Source organism: Aeromonas sp. YN13HZO-058, from assembly GCF_001921245.1.
GTDB lineage: Bacteria > Pseudomonadota > Gammaproteobacteria > Enterobacterales > Aeromonadaceae > Aeromonas > Aeromonas allosaccharophila.
This window is the reverse complement of record NZ_MQSY01000016.1, coordinates 1-14,054: the sequence shown is the minus strand read 5'-3', so window position 1 is coordinate 14,054 and position 14,054 is coordinate 1. Positions and strand designations below refer to the sequence as shown.

Genomic DNA, 14,054 nt, shown 5'->3' with positions numbered 1-14,054 from the left:
ATCTTATCCTCTGGTCACAGGGGTCAGCCCCTGACGTTGGGCGTATGCGTGGGCAAAGCGGAGTAAATCGGGGTCGTCGAGCGGTGCGTCCGGCGCCTGGTAGGGCTGATCCAGCAGGGCATATTTGCCCATCCCCAGCGTGTGGTAGGGGAGAAAGTGGATCTCCTGCACGGTGCCGAGGCTGGCGGCGGTGTTGGTGATGGCTTCGATCGATGCACGGTCGGCATTGAAGCCGGGAATGAGCGGCACCCGGATCTGCATCGGCACGCCGCGCTCGGCGAGGCGTTTGAGGTTCGCGATGGGCAACTCTACCTTGCCGCGGGTCCAGTTGAAGAAACGCTCCTTGTCCACGTGTTTAAGATCCGCCAGCACCAGATCCAGTGAGGGGAGGCTTGGCTCAATCTGATGCCAAGGCACATGGAGGCAGCTCTCGACCGCCGTGTGCAGCCCTTGTGCCTTGCAGCGGGCCAGCAGAGCTGCTGCAAAGTCGGGCTGCATAAAAGGTTCGCCACCGGAGAGGGTGACGCCACCGCCGCTGCGCTCGAAGAAGGGACGATCCCGCAAGATGGTGTCCATCAGGGTGTCCAGGGTTTCATCGCGGCCGCACACCTGCAGCGCTTCGCTGGGGCAGAGGCCGCGCAGCCGTTCCATATCGTCGGCCTTGAGGGCTGAACGGGTGAGTTGGATGCCTTGGCTGTCACGCAAGATTGCCGGACAAGCCTGGCTGCAGAGCTGGCATCCCTCGATGCACTGGCGCCGGTCGAGTAGTATGTCCGGCGTGGGAGAGCGGCTCTCCGGGTTTTGACACCACAGACAGGCCAGCGAACACCCCTTGAGAAATATCAGGGTGCGAATGCCGGGGCCATCGTGAGTTGAATATCGTTGCAGGTCGAAAATCATACCGCCTCCTTTTGTTTTTTCATTCTATTTGCTTTCATTCGAAAGCTGATTTGATTTCGATCAAGCAATTTGCAGATGTTTTATCGCTAGAATGGCGACATATTGAACATCCCGTTAAGGAGTTAGAGATGGAGCTGTATCTCGATACCGCCGATGTGGCGGCAGTGCGTCGCTGGTCACGGATCCTGCCGTTGGCCGGTGTCACCACCAATCCTTCCATTACTGCCGCCGGGGGCATACCGCTCTCCGAGCTGCTGCCCGCCCTGCGCGACGTTCTGGGGCCCAAGGCGCGCTTGTTTGCCCAGGTGATGGCCAAAACCGACACCGAGATGGTGCGCGAGGCGTTCGCCCTGCGTGAGCTGGACCCGGATCTGGTGATCAAGATCCCGGTATGTGCGGAGGGATTGGCAGCCATCAAGAGCCTGACCGCCAACGGCGTGCCGACTCTGGGCACTGCGGTCTATACCCCGCTGCAAGGCTGGCTGGCTGCGGTAGCGGGGGCTGAATATGTCGCACCTTATGTCAACCGACTGGATGCCCAGGGGGGCGATGGCATCGCCACCGTGCAGGAGCTGCAACAGCTGCTTGAGCTGCACGCCCCGAACAGCAAGGTGCTGGCGGCGTCATTCCGCACTCCCCGTCAGGCGCTTGACTGCCTGCTGGCCGGTTGCCAGTCCATCACCTTGCCGCTCGATGTGGCGGAGCAGTTGCTGAACGTGCCTGCGGTGGATGCGGCGCTGGTGACGTTTGATCAGGATTGGCAGCGCGCCTTCGGTCGCTGATTGCAGTGACAAGCGGATTGCTGTGATAAAGGGGGGAGGGTGAAGCACAGGTTGTGGGGATTGACCGACTAGACTTGAAAGAGGAGGCCACGTTCGCGGGCCGCCCTGCAGTCTACCGGAGGTATCCCATGAGCGACCATTTGCTACTCCCCCATGGTGAAGATTTGCGTCGTGCGGTGCTTTGGCTCAGCGAGCATCACCAGCACGATATCTCTGCCATTGAAGAAGCCAGCCTGCGTTTTGATCTCTCGCCACTGGATGAGGAGTTTCTGATCCAGCACTGGCTCGACAGCCAGCGCCAATCATGAATATCTGAGGTAAGGGATTAGAAGAAGTTGGCGAGTTTGATGCCAAACTCTTTGGGATCGACTGTGCATTCGATGCTCTCCTGCACACCTGATTTGGCCAGATCCAGCCACTGCACCTCGAGGTAGTGACGCTGGGTGGCGTGATAGATCACCTTGACCACCGGCTTGAGCGGTTGCTGTTCGTTGCGCTGCATCACGATGGCCAACCGCTGGTTCGAGAGTTGCACCAGCGTTCCCACCGGATAGACCCCCATGCACTTGATGAACTTGGTCACCAGTTCGGCATCGAAGTGCTGATTGATCCCCTTGAGCAGGATGCGGAAGGCCTGGGTCGGCTGCATGCCCGCTTTGTAGACCCGATCCGCGGTGATGGCGTCATAGACATCGACGATGCCGCTCATCCGGGTATAGAGCGAGAGCTGATCGCCTTTGAGCCGCTGCGGGTAGCCGGTGCCATCGAGTCGCTCGTGGTGGTTGGCGGCGACTTCCAGCATTGTGGGGGTGATGCCCGGTGTATTGCTGAGGATCTCGTAACTGTGCACCACATGCTGGCGCATGATGGTGAACTCCTCGTCGGTGAGCTTGCCCGGTTTGTTGAGCACCTCGTCCGGGGTCATTATCTTGCCCACGTCGTGCAGCAGGCCACCCAAGGTCAGCTCCTTGAGCACGCTGCGCTCCAGACCCAGATAGCGACCGAAGTTGGCGAGCAGAATGGCCACGTTCATGGAGTGCTCCATCAGGTAGGCATCCTTGGCGCGAATACGGGCCAGACAGAGCATGGCATCGCCGTGGCTGAACATGGTGTCCACCATCTCTTCGGCGACTTCCGCCAGCGGGGTGATGTCGATGGGTTCACCCGCCTGGAGCTGGCGAATGAACTTGCCTTGCAGCTCGCGGGCCTCTTGGTAAAGGCGGCGGATCTTCAGCTCCCGCCCTTCACCGTTGGCACTGGCCCGGCGTCCCGCCTGAGCGCTGTTGGCATTGAGGTCGGGGGAGATAACGGCGTCACTCTCGGCGCTGCCCAGCTTGCTGCGGGCCAGATCGATGCGCACCGTGAGCACCCCCTGGCGTACCAGATTGGCAATTTGTGCCACGCTGGTCACCATGCCCATCTGGGCGATCTCCATCCCACCTGTCTGGCTGGCGATAGCAATCACATACATGCCGGGTTTTAGCTGGTTGACGGGAATGACGGGATAGGATGCTTGAGACTTCATGAGGGCTTCCTGACTTTTATTATTATGAGTATCGTTCGGATGGGTCACACCGGAGAAGTGTAACATTGGATGACCACTTCGTCATAATTGGCAACCCCTTAACAGTGGCGTTGTCGCCCCCGCCCGATATAATGACGCCCCTTTACTTGTTGGACTCCGAGGTTGTGAATGCGGCTTGATAAATTTCTGTGCGATTGTTCCGATTTGACCCGCTCGCTGGCAGGCAAACTGATCCGTCAGGGTGAGGTCATGGTGGATGGCATTGTGGTCAAGCAGCCCGCCTTTCATATCAATGAGCAGAGCCAGATCGAGTTTGACGGCGTGGTGCTGACGCTGGAGCAGCGCAACCGCTATTTCATGCTGCACAAGCCGGAAGGGTATGTCTGCTCCAACGAGGATCCGGATCACCCGACCGTCTTCTTCCTGATGGATGAGCCGGCGATGGGCAAGCTGCACGTGGTGGGGCGCCTCGACCTCGATACCACGGGTCTGGTGCTGGTGACCGACGACGGCCAATGGTCGCACCGTATCACCTCACCGCGTCACGAGTGTGCCAAGACTTATCATGTCTGGCTGGCCGATCCGGTGAGCCCGGATGCAATCGAGTTGTTCGCCGAAGGGGTCTACCTGCGTAACGAGACCGATAAAACCCGTCCTGCCCAGCTGGAAATTCTCGGCGAGTGCGAGGCCCGCCTGACCATCCATGAAGGCAAGTACCACCAGGTCAAGCGGATGTTTGCCTCCATCGGCAACAAGGTCGTTGGTTTGCATCGCGAGCGGGTGGGCGGCCTGACGCTGGATGAAGAGCTGGCCCCCGGTGAATACCGCGAGTTGACCGCTGAGGAGATTGCCCTGTTCTGATCAGCGATGGTGCCGGGTGTCAGTGAGTGCTGAAACCCAGCACCAGCGTCGTGCCCAAGGTGGCAATCAGTGCCCCCGCCCAGGCGGCAACGGATGGCCGCTCCCCCGAGTGCCACCACAACAGCGGCAGCAGCAGTACCGGCGTGGTGGAGGAGAGAATCGCCACCATGCCCACCTCGCCCTGCCGCAGTGCCATCAGGATCAGCGTCATGCCCAGCCCCATCGCCAGAAAACCGTTGGTGGCAATCATGGCGAGGATCTGCTGATTGACCGGTTTGAGCGGCATAGCCAGCGGCAAGCGCCCCAGCCGCAGGACGCAGTGGGCCAGCAGGGCGCTGCCCATCCGGATACCCGATGCACTCACCGCATCCACCTCACCACTCATCATCACCGGCTTGGCGATGATGGCTCCCACGCTCTGACACAGTGCCGCCGTCAGGCCAAGGCCAATCCCCAGCGCCAGATTGCCACGGATCTGTTCCCACTCGTTGCTGCTACTGCGTCTGCCAAACAGGATTGCCAGCATCACGCCGGCAAAGACCAGCATGGCCCCCAGCAGTCGCCAGCCCGTCAGCTGTTCATTAAAGAGCCACAGTCCAAGCAGGGCGGAAAACAGCGCATGGCAGGAAAAAAGCAGGGCACTGCGTCTTGGTCCCAGCCGGTTCATGCAGGCAAACAGCGCCGTATCGCCGACGAAGATGCCGACCAGCCCCGAGATGGCGAGCAGGGGCAGGACGCTTGCGGTGAGGGTTTGCCAGCCGCCAGTGAGCAGACTCATGGTGCCGAGCATCAGGCTGACCAGAAACATGCGCCAGCGACTGTAGGCGAATGCGCCGAGATGACGGGCCGGTTTGACCGAAATTAGCGCTGCAACTGCCCATAAACTGGCCGATGCGAGGGCCAGCCACTCATAACCCATAAAAACTCCTGAAAAAATTAACCCGAAAGACTCCATCTCCCGGGCAAGCCCGATACAATACGGGGCGTTTTCGGGGATAACAAGAGCGGCATCAGGCATTCATCAGGCGCGCCGTCGGCCTTCCCCTCCTGCAGTGGTTTTATTCGAGGTTTTGTCATGAGGTATGGTTTCTTCCCCAAGCTGGCGCAACGCTGGCTCTCCCCGCTATTGCTTGCCGTGCTGGCAGGGCCTCTGGCCCATGCCACCACCGTTGAGCAGCAGCCTCTGCTGGCCGATCGGCAAACCCTGGTCAAGGGCAATGGTGCCGAGCCGGAGTCGCTGGATCCGGCGCTGGTGCGATCCAGTTTTCCGGGGGAGGCGGTACTGGTCGATCTGTTTGAAGGGCTGGTCAGTGACGACGGGCAGGGGCGTATCGTACCAGCTCAGGCGCTGCGCTGGGAGGTGAGTGACGATGGGCTGGAGTGGCGCTTTTTCCTGCGCCCCCAACTGAAGTGGTCCAATGGCGAGCCGCTGGTGGCCGCTGATTTCGTCTATGCCTGGCGCCGTCTGCTCGATCCTGCCATCAGTTCCCCTTCTGCCGGGTTGCTGCTGGCGACGGGGATCAACAACGCGCAATCCATCTATGCCGGTGCGCTGGAGCTCGACAATCTGGGCATTGAGGCGCAAAGCGACCAGATCCTGAAAATCACTCTGGAGCGGCCGGCTCCCTATTTCCTGCAGCTCATCAGTCAGCGCCCCTTTGTGCCCGTCAATCAGAAGGCGATAGCCCAGTTTGGCAAGCAGTGGACCGAGCCCGGCAAGCTGGTGAGCAACGGTGCGTACCGGCTGACAAACTGGACGCCGAACGAGCGGATCGAAGCCGAGCGCAATATCCACTACTGGGACGACCTTCACACCCGTATCGGGCGAGTCACCTACCTGCCGATCACCTCGCAACATGCGGAGCGGCTGCGTTATGAGGCCGGTGAAATCCAGCTGACCAACAAGGTCTCCCTCGGCTATTACCAGAAGATGAAGCGCGAGTCCCCGGAGCGGCTGTGGGGTTTGCCGCTGTTTGGCACCTATCTCTATGCGTTCAATCTGAAGCGCCCGGAACTGCAGGATGTGCGGGTGCGTCAGGCGCTCTCCATGGCGGTTGATCGACAGCAGCTCATTGGTGCGGTGAGCGGGCAGGATGAACAGGCGGCATGGTCGCTGTTGCCGGAGATGCCGGGTTATCCCCGGGTGGTATTGCCTGTGGCGCTCGAGGATATGCCGACCCGCCAGGCCAAAGCGGCAGCCCTGCTGTCAGCAGCCGGGTATAACAGTGCGAATCCACTCAAGCTGAGCATTACCTACAACACCGCCGATACCCACAAGCAGATGGCGATGGCCATTGCCGCCATGTGGCAGAAGCTGGGGGTGCAGGTCTCCCTCAACAGTTTGGAGTGGGGCGCCTATCAGGTGGCCAAGGATAGCGGTGATTTTCAGGTGGCAAGAAGCTTCCTGTTTGGCGATTACGTCGAGCCGTCAGCCATGCTGGGCAGCTTCCGTTGTCAGGATCTGCGCAACGAGAGCGGCTACTGCAATCCCGATTTTGATCTGCTGCTGGAGCAGGCAGCCAACACGCTGGACAGTGCGAGCCGGGGCGAACTGTACCACCATGCCGAACAGTTGCTGCTCGAAGAGGCGCCGATCATCCCCGTATATCATTACAATCAGATGAGACTGGTCGATCCCGCGCTGCGAGGGCTGCCCAGCCAGAATTTGAAAGGGACGATTGCCACCAAGGATCTCTATTTCAGCCCGCAGTGAGGAGCATTTCATGAAACTTGCCATCATTTCCGACATCCACGGCAGCATCATTGCGCTGGAGCGGGTGCTGACCCAACTTGAGCCCTGGCAGCCGGATCACTATCTGCTGCTCGGCGATCTGCTCAACCATGGCCCGCGCAATCCTCTGCCGGAGGGGTATAACCCGGCTGCGGTGGCCGATCGGCTCAACGAGTTGGCACCGCAGATCATCGCGGTGCGGGGCAATTGTGATTCCGAAGTGGATCAGATGCTGTTGCGCTTTCCCATTACCGCCCCCTACAACCAGCTGCTGGTCGATGAGCGGCGCTGGTTTGTCAGCCACGGTCATCTTTACCGTCCGGACGAGGTACAGCTGCCGGCAGGCAGTCTGTTCCTGAGTGGCCACACTCATGTGCCGGTGCTGGAGTGGCAGGGGGATCGGGTATTGATGAACCCTGGGTCGATCTGTTTCCCGCGCGGCGAGCTGCCTGCCAGTTACGGGTGCTATGAAGACGGGGTGCTACGCGTCAATGCGTGTGAGGATGGGCGAGAGTTGCTGCGACTGATGTTTTAAAACGGACAGCAAAAATGCAAGGCCTGATAAGAGATGTCAGGCCTTGATACCGTAGGAGCGGGTGCCAGAGCGAGTGTTGCCCTTGGCGTCATAGGTCAGGCTGTTGCGATCTCGCAACTGACTCAGAAAGGTTGCCAGACGACGGTTGGAAACCATGCTCAATTCAAGCAATCGACCGTTGATATCATTTTGTGTCTGGCAGGCATCCAGTTTTGCACGAAGCTGCGCTATCTCGTCGGGATAGGCTGCCAGCTGCAGTGCCAGTTCCGGCATCTCTGCCAGCGTCTTGTCCAGGGTTTCTATCGCAGCAAGCAACTGCTGTTTGCGTTCGGTCAGTGCAGGCAGTGCCAGTGCCTGATGCTGCTCGAGCAAGCTGAACTCCTCTTCCAGAATGCCTTGCATCTGGCTGAGGTAATCATCTTGGGTGTGCAGTAACGAAGGTAAGTCCATCATCCCAGAACTTTGTCCAGATTGGCCTCGAAACTGAACATCTTCTTGGCAACAGCGTCACTGTTGACCTGATATTCGCCACTCGCGACGGCTTTTTTCAGTCGTTCGACCTTGCTCTCATTGCCGGTCGAGGCGGTATTGAGGTTTTGTTGCATCTTTTGCAATTGTTGCGCCTCACTGGTCAAGGAGACGGAGTCCAGCTTGACAGTAGCCGCTTTGTTTTCGGGCGATGAGGTGACTGACTTGCTGCCTGTCCCCTGGCTATTAGCGGTATTTTGCAACCGATTGTTCGCCAAGTTGTTGATATTGTTGATGGCCATTTTAGTTACCTTCGTCTGCTTTAAGGTTTGCTTACCTGTTTATCGGTGCGGCAGGTCAAAACTTTAGAAAAAAGTTGTCAAGGATCCGGATTTAAAACGTGACCGATACGGCACCCACAGCACTGACTTTACCCTCAACGGTTTTGCCGGAGCGAATATTGACGAGTTTGATGATCTCTCCGAAGCTGCCATCTTGCAAGGCTCGGGCCATGGTTTTGATCTGGAAGTTGCTGTTTTCTGCCGTCAGAGTGACCTGATCCCCTTTACACACTACACAAACCTGGCTCAAACGGATGGGCTGCCCCGGTTTTAGCTCCCGCTTGCTGCGCACCCCGATAAGAGGGGTGGTGTCAGTCAGGTAGTCGCCGCGGATCAGGGTTTGATCCTGATAGGCCAGGACCAGCTGGCTTTCACTCAGCAGATCCCCCTTGGCAATGGGGTTGGCCACCGTGACATAGGGTTTTTGAATGCTGACCCGCACCGGGAGATAGACGTCCCAGGGTTTGTCTTCCTCACATTTAAGGTAAACTGTTGTATTGCGGCGAATTTCCATTTTTGCTGGTAAGCTGATAGTGAGCAGATCTTCGCAGCGGGTCAGTGGGAGCCGTTCATCCAGCGTGGCAGGGGTGACCTCCGCTCTGGCATCCAACGGAACATCCAGCTGGCTGTAAACGAACTCTTGTGCCCTTTCTTGCAGATAAGTAGTGACGTCCGAGGCGTAGCTGGAAGATATGCTGCCAAAAAAGAGGCTGATGAGTAAAAGTCGGTTAATCATTTTCGCTCGTTGGTCGATAAGTTGTTCACGCATATCACCATATTTAACTATGATTGCTTCAGAATCTGTTCGTTGTCACATCGATAGTCTGACGCAATCCATCACGCATGCATGATTAATGCCAAGCGTTTTTAGGGAGTGTTTATGGCCAGTATTCTGGACTCGGTCAACCAGCGTACCCAGCTCGTGGGACAAAACCGGCTGGAGTTGTTGTTGTTTCGTCTCAACGGACGTCAAAGATTTGGCATCAACGTATTCAAAGTGCGTGAAGTGTTGCAGTGCCCCCCCTTGACCGTGATGCCCAAACTGAACTCCTGCATTCGCGGGGTCGCCCACATTCGTGGCCAGACGATTTCGGTCATCGATCTCAGCATGGCGGTTGGCAAGCGTCCGATTGAAGATTTGAGCAAGTGCTTCATTATTATTTCCGAGTACAACCGCTCCATTCAGGGTTTTCTGGTGCATTCGGTCGAGCGCATCATCAATATGAACTGGGAGTCGATCCTGCCGCCGCCCAAAGGGGCGGGGCGCATCAACTACATGACTGCGGTCACCGAGGTGGACGGCGAGTTGGTAGAGATCCTCGATGTTGAACGTATTCTCAACGAGATCTCCCCTGTCTCTACCGAAGTGAGCAAAGAGCTGGTGGAAGCGAGTGTCGAACACCCGACCCTGGGACGTCCTGTGCTGGTTGCCGATGACTCTTCTGTTGCGCGCAAACAGGTGCAGCGTGCGCTCGAGGCCATCGGGGTCGAGTGCGTGCTGGCAAAAGATGGTCGTGAAGCACTGAATATGCTGCTGGAAATGGCCAAAAATGGCCCCATCAAGGATCAGATTGCGCTGGTGATTTCGGATATCGAAATGCCGGAAATGGATGGTTACACCTTCACTGCAGAAATCCGGAATAATCCCAATCTCAAGGATTTGCATGTTATTCTGCATACCTCCCTCAGTGGGGTATTCAACCAGGCCATGGTGCAGAAAGTGGGGGCCAACAATTTCATCGCCAAGTTCCAACCGGATGAATTGGCCAAGGCCGTACAAAACGCACTCTAATAAAGAAGAACAGCTGCATGAAGACACTTTCGGACGACTTATACAAACAGTTCAGCAACTTTCTGGCGGTTCAGAGCGGGATCGTGCTGGGTGATAACAAACAGTATCTGGTGAAGAGCCGTCTTTCACCGTTGATGGCTCAGTTTGGCATCGAGAGTCTGTCTGATCTGGTTACCCGTGCAATGAGTGTGCGAGAGCGTGACCTGAAAATGGCCGTGGTGGATGCCATGACAACCAACGAGACCCTCTGGTTTCGTGATACCTATCCGTTTCAACTGCTTACCGACAAGATTTTCCCGGAATTGGGGAAAAGCGGCCGCCCCATCAAGATCTGGTCTGCCGCATCGTCGTCAGGGCAGGAGCCCTACTCCATTGCCATGACGGCGCTGGAACAACAGATGAAAAAGCCGGGCACCTTGCCTGGTGGCGTGCAAATTGTCGGAACGGATATTTCGACGACCATGCTTAATCAGTGCAAGGAAGGCATTTATGACAGTCTTGCACTGGCTCGCGGGTTGTCACCCGAGCGCAAGAAGATGTTTTTTGAGCCTTACGGCGACAACAAGATGCGGGTAGTGGAGCGAGTCAGAAAATTGACCACCTTCCGCCCGATCAATTTGCTGGAGAGTTACAGCCTGCTCGGCAAGTTTGACATTATTTTTTGCCGTAACGTGCTCATTTATTTTGCGCCGGAAGTGAAGTCGAAGATCCTCAACCAGTTTGCTGCCAGCCTCAATCCTAGTGGATATTTGATGTTGGGGGCGTCGGAATCACTGGCCGGATTGACCGACCGGTTCGAGATGATCCGCTGTAATCCGGGGATAGTCTACAAGGTCAAATAGGCCTGATAGCCTTTATATTCTGGGTTCTTGCCAGTTCATGTAAAGAGGGAAGCGATTAGCTTCCCTCTTTCTTTCTCTCCAGCTCAATGTCTCTATTTACTTGCCATTTCCAACCACTACCAAGATGGTTAACAACCTGTGGTAGCCAGACGTCACCTGGCTGCGGGGGCGAGATACTCCCGTGGTTTTTGGTCTGAAATGTGCTCATTCCCAGACCATCGAGTTGAGTGATTCGCTTATGGCACACCTCTTGCAAACAAAATATACCAAGCAGGAGGTGTGCTATGGCTCTTTCATTTGACAAGGCATTCGGTGTTCATCAACACACGATAAGCGTTCGCGCCAAGCGGGCTGAAGTGCTGTCCAGCAATATTGCCAACGCGGATACCCCAGGCTTCAAAGCCAGAGATATCAACTTCGCACAGGCATTGCAGGAGGCCCAGTCGCATCAGGGTTTTGGTCTGGCAACGACCAGCGAAAAGCATTTTGCCTTGAATATGGACGCTCCGGGTACCGTGCAATATCGCAACCCGCTGCAACCGGATACCGGTGACGGCAATACGGTCGATGTGCAGCAGGAGCGCAGCGAGTTTCTGCGCAATAGCCTCGAGTATCAAACCTCCCTTGAATTTATGAATAGCAAGATCAGTGGCCTGCTGAAGGCCCTGAAAGGAGAGCAGTGATGAGTTTGTTCAAGGTCTTCGACATAGCAGGCTCGGCTATGAGCGCACAGTCCGTGCGGCTCAACACGGTTGCCAGCAACATGGCCAACGCGGACAGCGTCAGCTCCAGTGTGGAAAATACTTACCACGCCAGGCGGCCAGTCTTTGCCGCCCAGCTCGATCAGGCGATGTCTGACAAGCAGGGCTCGGTCGGGGTTGAGGTGAAGGGCATTGTCGAGAGCAAGGCGCCACTGCTTAAAGAGTACAACCCCAACCACCCGATGGCGGACAAAGACGGCTTCATCTTCAAGCCGAACGTTAACATGGTTGAAGAGATGGCCGACATGATCAACGCCTCGCGCAGTTACCAGACCAATGTCCAAGTTGCAGATTCGGCCAAGAAGATGCTGCAGCAGACGCTCCAGCTTGGCAAGTCCTGATAGGAGGGATGCAGCATGGTCGATACAACCAATAATGTGAACGGTATCAGCCGTACCACGACCCAGACGACAGGCACCACAACGGCGCCCAAGAAAGAGCTGGATCAGGCTTCATTTATGAAACTGCTGACCATGCAGCTGTCATATCAGGATCCCTTCAAGCCGGTCGACAATGCCCAGATGCTTTCCCAGATGGCCTCCATGTCTACGTCGGAGGGGATCAGTAGTCTGTCTACCCAGATGGGCAAGCTTAATGACCAGATGATATCCAGCCAGGCTCTGCAAGCGTCTTCTCTGGTAGGTCAAAATGTGTTGTTACAGGGCAATACCGGATTTTTAGACCAGGATGGTTCGTTATCTGCGGTCGTTGCTGTTGGTACAACGAATAAATATTCGGGCGTCAAAATTACCGTTGAGGATGAAAAGGGGCAGGTTATCAAGGAGTTTCCTCTCGAAGGAGACCAAAAAGGTAATGTTGAAATTGCTTGGGACGGTAAAGACAAGGCCGGCAACCGAGTCGCGGCAGGCAAGTATGTCATCAAAGCCAGCGGCACTCTCGATGGCAAGTCGGAAAGTATTGCCACATTTGCTTATGCCAAAGTGGACAGTGTTGCCTTGGGCAATGCCACTAACCCGACTCGCCTCAATTTGAGAGGACTGGGTAGCGAATATTTGAACAATATTCTGCAAATTTCAGGAACCAATTCAAATCCGACGGTTACACCGTCAAAAACCACGTCGACAGCATCGATCTAAGGAGCTGGATATGTCATTTAACAATGCCTTGAGCGGTGTCAACGCGGCACAAAAAGACTTGAACGTCACCGCCAACAACATTGCCAACGTTAACACCATGGGCTTTAAAGAGTCCCGTGCCGAGTTTGCGGATGTCTACGCCAACTCCATCTTTGTCAATGCCAAGACCCAGGTCGGTAACGGTGTGGCAACCGGCGCGGTTGCCCAGCAGTTCCATCAGGGGGCGCTGCAATTCACCAATAACGCACTGGATCTGGCGATTCAGGGTAACGGCTTCTTTGTGACCTCTGACGGTCTGACCAACCTGGATCGCACTTACACCCGTGCCGGTGCCTTCAAGCTCAATGAAAACAGCTATATGGTCAGCAACTCTGGCGGTTATCTGCAGGGGTACGAGATCAACTCTGACGGTACCCCCAAGGCGGTCAGCATCAACGCGACTAAGCCTATCCAGATCCCGGACAAGGCCGGCGAGCCGGCTAAAACCACTTTGGTGGAGGCGAGTTTTAACCTGCCATCGTCAGCTAAGCCGATCGATGTGACAGCAACGCCGCTTGATACCACCAACTCTAAGACTTATTCCTCTTCTACCTCAGTGGTCATATATGACTCACTTGGCGAGCCACATACCATCACTCAATATTTTGTGAAAAAAGGGGATAATCAAACACCTCCACAAGCATTGAATCCCCCTACTTGGGAGATGCATTTGTATGAGGGTACAACTTCTATTACCCCTGGCGGCGCACCAGCCACTCTGACGTTCGGCTCTGATGGTAAGTTAACCAGCACGTTGCCTAATCCCATTGTCACCGATACGTTGGGTACCCCTGGCGCAGGTATCATAACTAATGGTGCTGATCCGACTCAAAAGTTTGAGTATCGGTTGGGTACTGTCACTCAATATGCCTCACCATTTGAAGTCAACAAATTGACTCAGGATGGCTCCACCGTCGGCCGGTTGACCAAGGTCGAAATCACCGCGGACGGCATAGTATCGGCCACTTACAGCAATGCCACCACCGTCAAGGTGGCCATGGTGGCCATGGCCAAGTTCGCCAACTCCCAGGGGTTGACTCAGGTAGGGGATACCTCCTGGCGGCAATCTCTGCTCTCCGGTGATGCCCTGCCGGGAACCCCGAACTCGGGCACCTTCGGTGCCATCAAGTCATCGTCGCTGGAGCAGTCCAACGTGGATTTGACTTCCGAGTTGGTGGACCTGATCACTGCCCAGCGTAACTTCCAGGCCAACTCCCGTTCGCTAGAGGTTAACAGTTCGCTGCAGCAGACCATTCTGCAGATCCGTTAATTACACAATGCATGAAGATGAGAGGGGGCCTGGCCCTAATGCCAGTCAGTTAAGCCTGACTGGCATTGTTTTTATTGGCTTTTTTCACACTATACCTCTGTGGCCTTGGC

General features: G+C 56.1%; 17 protein-coding genes. 11 read left to right on the top strand and 6 right to left on the bottom strand.

The window, feature by feature from the left end:
• Positions 1-3: 3 nt before the first annotated feature.
• Positions 4-900, bottom strand: a complete 897-nt coding sequence (locus BSP75_RS02330) for a glycyl-radical enzyme activating protein (protein ID WP_075112078.1) — start codon at positions 898-900, stop codon at positions 4-6.
• A gap of 128 nt (positions 901-1,028) precedes the next feature.
• Between BSP75_RS02330 and fsa the strand changes: the two genes are divergently transcribed.
• Positions 1,029-1,682 carry a fructose-6-phosphate aldolase gene (fsa, locus tag BSP75_RS02325; RefSeq protein WP_075112077.1) on the top strand — a complete coding sequence of 218 codons (654 nt, stop codon included), beginning with the start codon at positions 1,029-1,031 and terminating at the stop codon, positions 1,680-1,682.
• 128 nt (positions 1,683-1,810) lie between these two features.
• A complete protein-coding gene (locus tag BSP75_RS02320) occupies positions 1,811-1,990 on the top strand; it encodes a hypothetical protein (RefSeq protein WP_042057439.1) in 180 nt (59 codons plus the stop codon).
• Between the two features lie 17 nt (positions 1,991-2,007).
• Here BSP75_RS02320 and BSP75_RS02315 read toward each other — a convergent pair whose 3' ends face one another.
• Positions 2,008-3,207 (bottom strand): HD-GYP domain-containing protein, encoded by a 1,200-nt coding sequence (locus BSP75_RS02315; RefSeq protein ID WP_075112076.1) that lies wholly within the window; start codon positions 3,205-3,207, stop codon positions 2,008-2,010.
• 168 nt (positions 3,208-3,375) lie between these two features.
• Between BSP75_RS02315 and rsuA the strand changes: the two genes are divergently transcribed.
• Positions 3,376-4,068, top strand: a complete 693-nt coding sequence (rsuA, locus tag BSP75_RS02310; protein WP_075112075.1) for a 16S rRNA pseudouridine(516) synthase RsuA — start codon at positions 3,376-3,378, stop codon at positions 4,066-4,068.
• A gap of 19 nt (positions 4,069-4,087) precedes the next feature.
• Here rsuA and BSP75_RS02305 read toward each other — a convergent pair whose 3' ends face one another.
• Positions 4,088-4,987: a DMT family transporter gene (locus BSP75_RS02305; protein WP_075112074.1), complete on the bottom strand. Its 900-nt coding sequence runs from the start codon at positions 4,985-4,987 to the stop codon at positions 4,088-4,090.
• 156 nt (positions 4,988-5,143) lie between these two features.
• On the opposite strand from BSP75_RS02305, the gene BSP75_RS02300 reads away from it, so the two are divergent.
• Both BSP75_RS02300 and yfcE read left to right on the top strand, forming a co-directional pair.
• The gene (locus BSP75_RS02300; protein ID WP_075112073.1) at positions 5,144-6,781 is read left to right on the top strand and encodes a peptide ABC transporter substrate-binding protein; all 1,638 of its coding nucleotides are present in this window, start codon (positions 5,144-5,146) and stop codon (positions 6,779-6,781) included.
• A gap of 10 nt (positions 6,782-6,791) precedes the next feature.
• The gene (yfcE, locus tag BSP75_RS02295; RefSeq protein WP_075112072.1) at positions 6,792-7,334 is read left to right on the top strand and encodes a phosphodiesterase; all 543 of its coding nucleotides are present in this window, start codon (positions 6,792-6,794) and stop codon (positions 7,332-7,334) included.
• A gap of 36 nt (positions 7,335-7,370) precedes the next feature.
• Here yfcE and BSP75_RS02290 read toward each other — a convergent pair whose 3' ends face one another.
• The 3 genes from BSP75_RS02290 to flgA form a co-directional block, all read right to left on the bottom strand.
• On the bottom strand, positions 7,371-7,787 hold the full coding sequence (locus tag BSP75_RS02290) for a flagellar protein FlgN (RefSeq protein ID WP_075112071.1): 417 nt from the start codon (positions 7,785-7,787) through the stop codon (positions 7,371-7,373).
• On the bottom strand, positions 7,784-8,104 hold the full coding sequence (gene flgM / locus BSP75_RS02285) for a flagellar biosynthesis anti-sigma factor FlgM (RefSeq protein WP_005334177.1): 321 nt from the start codon (positions 8,102-8,104) through the stop codon (positions 7,784-7,786). The genes BSP75_RS02290 and flgM overlap by 4 nt, the downstream gene beginning before the upstream one ends.
• 91 nt (positions 8,105-8,195) lie before the next feature.
• Complete coding sequence (gene flgA / locus BSP75_RS02280) at positions 8,196-8,879, bottom strand: flagellar basal body P-ring formation chaperone FlgA (protein WP_075112070.1); 684 nt, start codon at positions 8,877-8,879, stop codon at positions 8,196-8,198.
• 144 nt (positions 8,880-9,023) lie between these two features.
• Here flgA and BSP75_RS02275 point away from each other — a divergent pair, with 144 nt between their 5' ends.
• The 6 genes from BSP75_RS02275 to flgE all read left to right on the top strand — a co-directional run bounded on the left by BSP75_RS02275 (position 9,024) and on the right by flgE (position 13,944).
• Positions 9,024-9,935 (top strand): chemotaxis protein CheV, encoded by a 912-nt coding sequence (locus tag BSP75_RS02275; protein ID WP_075112069.1) that lies wholly within the window; start codon positions 9,024-9,026, stop codon positions 9,933-9,935.
• A 17-nt stretch (positions 9,936-9,952) separates the two neighbouring features.
• A complete protein-coding gene (locus BSP75_RS02270; RefSeq protein ID WP_075112068.1) occupies positions 9,953-10,777 on the top strand; it encodes a protein-glutamate O-methyltransferase in 825 nt (274 codons plus the stop codon).
• A 284-nt stretch (positions 10,778-11,061) separates the two neighbouring features.
• The gene (flgB, locus tag BSP75_RS02265) at positions 11,062-11,460 is read left to right on the top strand and encodes a flagellar basal body rod protein FlgB (RefSeq protein WP_005334169.1); all 399 of its coding nucleotides are present in this window, start codon (positions 11,062-11,064) and stop codon (positions 11,458-11,460) included.
• The gene (gene flgC, locus BSP75_RS02260; protein WP_005350658.1) at positions 11,460-11,879 is read left to right on the top strand and encodes a flagellar basal body rod protein FlgC; all 420 of its coding nucleotides are present in this window, start codon (positions 11,460-11,462) and stop codon (positions 11,877-11,879) included. The genes flgB and flgC overlap by 1 nt, the downstream gene beginning before the upstream one ends.
• 15 nt (positions 11,880-11,894) lie before the next feature.
• The gene (locus tag BSP75_RS02255; protein ID WP_042657133.1) at positions 11,895-12,635 is read left to right on the top strand and encodes a flagellar hook assembly protein FlgD; all 741 of its coding nucleotides are present in this window, start codon (positions 11,895-11,897) and stop codon (positions 12,633-12,635) included.
• 10 nt (positions 12,636-12,645) lie between these two features.
• Positions 12,646-13,944: a flagellar hook protein FlgE gene (flgE, locus tag BSP75_RS02250; protein WP_075112067.1), complete on the top strand. Its 1,299-nt coding sequence runs from the start codon at positions 12,646-12,648 to the stop codon at positions 13,942-13,944.
• The last annotated feature ends 110 nt before the right edge of the window (positions 13,945-14,054 follow it).

What these genes read in the sequence shown, in the direction of transcription:
- rsuA (WP_075112075.1), top strand. Translation starts at nt 3,376, where the DNA reads ATGCGGCTTGATAAATTTCTGTGCGATTGTTCCGATTTGACCCGCTCG.
- yfcE (WP_075112072.1), top strand. Translation starts at nt 6,792, where the DNA reads ATGAAACTTGCCATCATTTCCGACATCCACGGCAGCATCATTGCGCTG.
- BSP75_RS02290 (WP_075112071.1), bottom strand. Translation starts at nt 7,787, where the DNA reads ATGATGGACTTACCTTCGTTACTGCACACCCAAGATGATTACCTCAGC.
- fsa (WP_075112077.1), top strand. Translation starts at nt 1,029, where the DNA reads ATGGAGCTGTATCTCGATACCGCCGATGTGGCGGCAGTGCGTCGCTGG.
- BSP75_RS02300 (WP_075112073.1), top strand. Translation starts at nt 5,144, where the DNA reads ATGAGGTATGGTTTCTTCCCCAAGCTGGCGCAACGCTGGCTCTCCCCG.
- flgM (WP_005334177.1), bottom strand. Translation starts at nt 8,104, where the DNA reads ATGGCCATCAACAATATCAACAACTTGGCGAACAATCGGTTGCAAAAT.
- flgB (WP_005334169.1), top strand. Translation starts at nt 11,062, where the DNA reads ATGGCTCTTTCATTTGACAAGGCATTCGGTGTTCATCAACACACGATA.
- BSP75_RS02320 (WP_042057439.1), top strand. Translation starts at nt 1,811, where the DNA reads ATGAGCGACCATTTGCTACTCCCCCATGGTGAAGATTTGCGTCGTGCG.
- flgC (WP_005350658.1), top strand. Translation starts at nt 11,460, where the DNA reads ATGAGTTTGTTCAAGGTCTTCGACATAGCAGGCTCGGCTATGAGCGCA.
- flgA (WP_075112070.1), bottom strand. Translation starts at nt 8,879, where the DNA reads ATGATTAACCGACTTTTACTCATCAGCCTCTTTTTTGGCAGCATATCT.
- BSP75_RS02315 (WP_075112076.1), bottom strand. Translation starts at nt 3,207, where the DNA reads ATGAAGTCTCAAGCATCCTATCCCGTCATTCCCGTCAACCAGCTAAAA.
- BSP75_RS02305 (WP_075112074.1), bottom strand. Translation starts at nt 4,987, where the DNA reads ATGGGTTATGAGTGGCTGGCCCTCGCATCGGCCAGTTTATGGGCAGTT.
- BSP75_RS02270 (WP_075112068.1), top strand. Translation starts at nt 9,953, where the DNA reads ATGAAGACACTTTCGGACGACTTATACAAACAGTTCAGCAACTTTCTG.
- flgE (WP_075112067.1), top strand. Translation starts at nt 12,646, where the DNA reads ATGTCATTTAACAATGCCTTGAGCGGTGTCAACGCGGCACAAAAAGAC.
- BSP75_RS02275 (WP_075112069.1), top strand. Translation starts at nt 9,024, where the DNA reads ATGGCCAGTATTCTGGACTCGGTCAACCAGCGTACCCAGCTCGTGGGA.
- BSP75_RS02330 (WP_075112078.1), bottom strand. Translation starts at nt 900, where the DNA reads ATGATTTTCGACCTGCAACGATATTCAACTCACGATGGCCCCGGCATT.
- BSP75_RS02255 (WP_042657133.1), top strand. Translation starts at nt 11,895, where the DNA reads ATGGTCGATACAACCAATAATGTGAACGGTATCAGCCGTACCACGACC.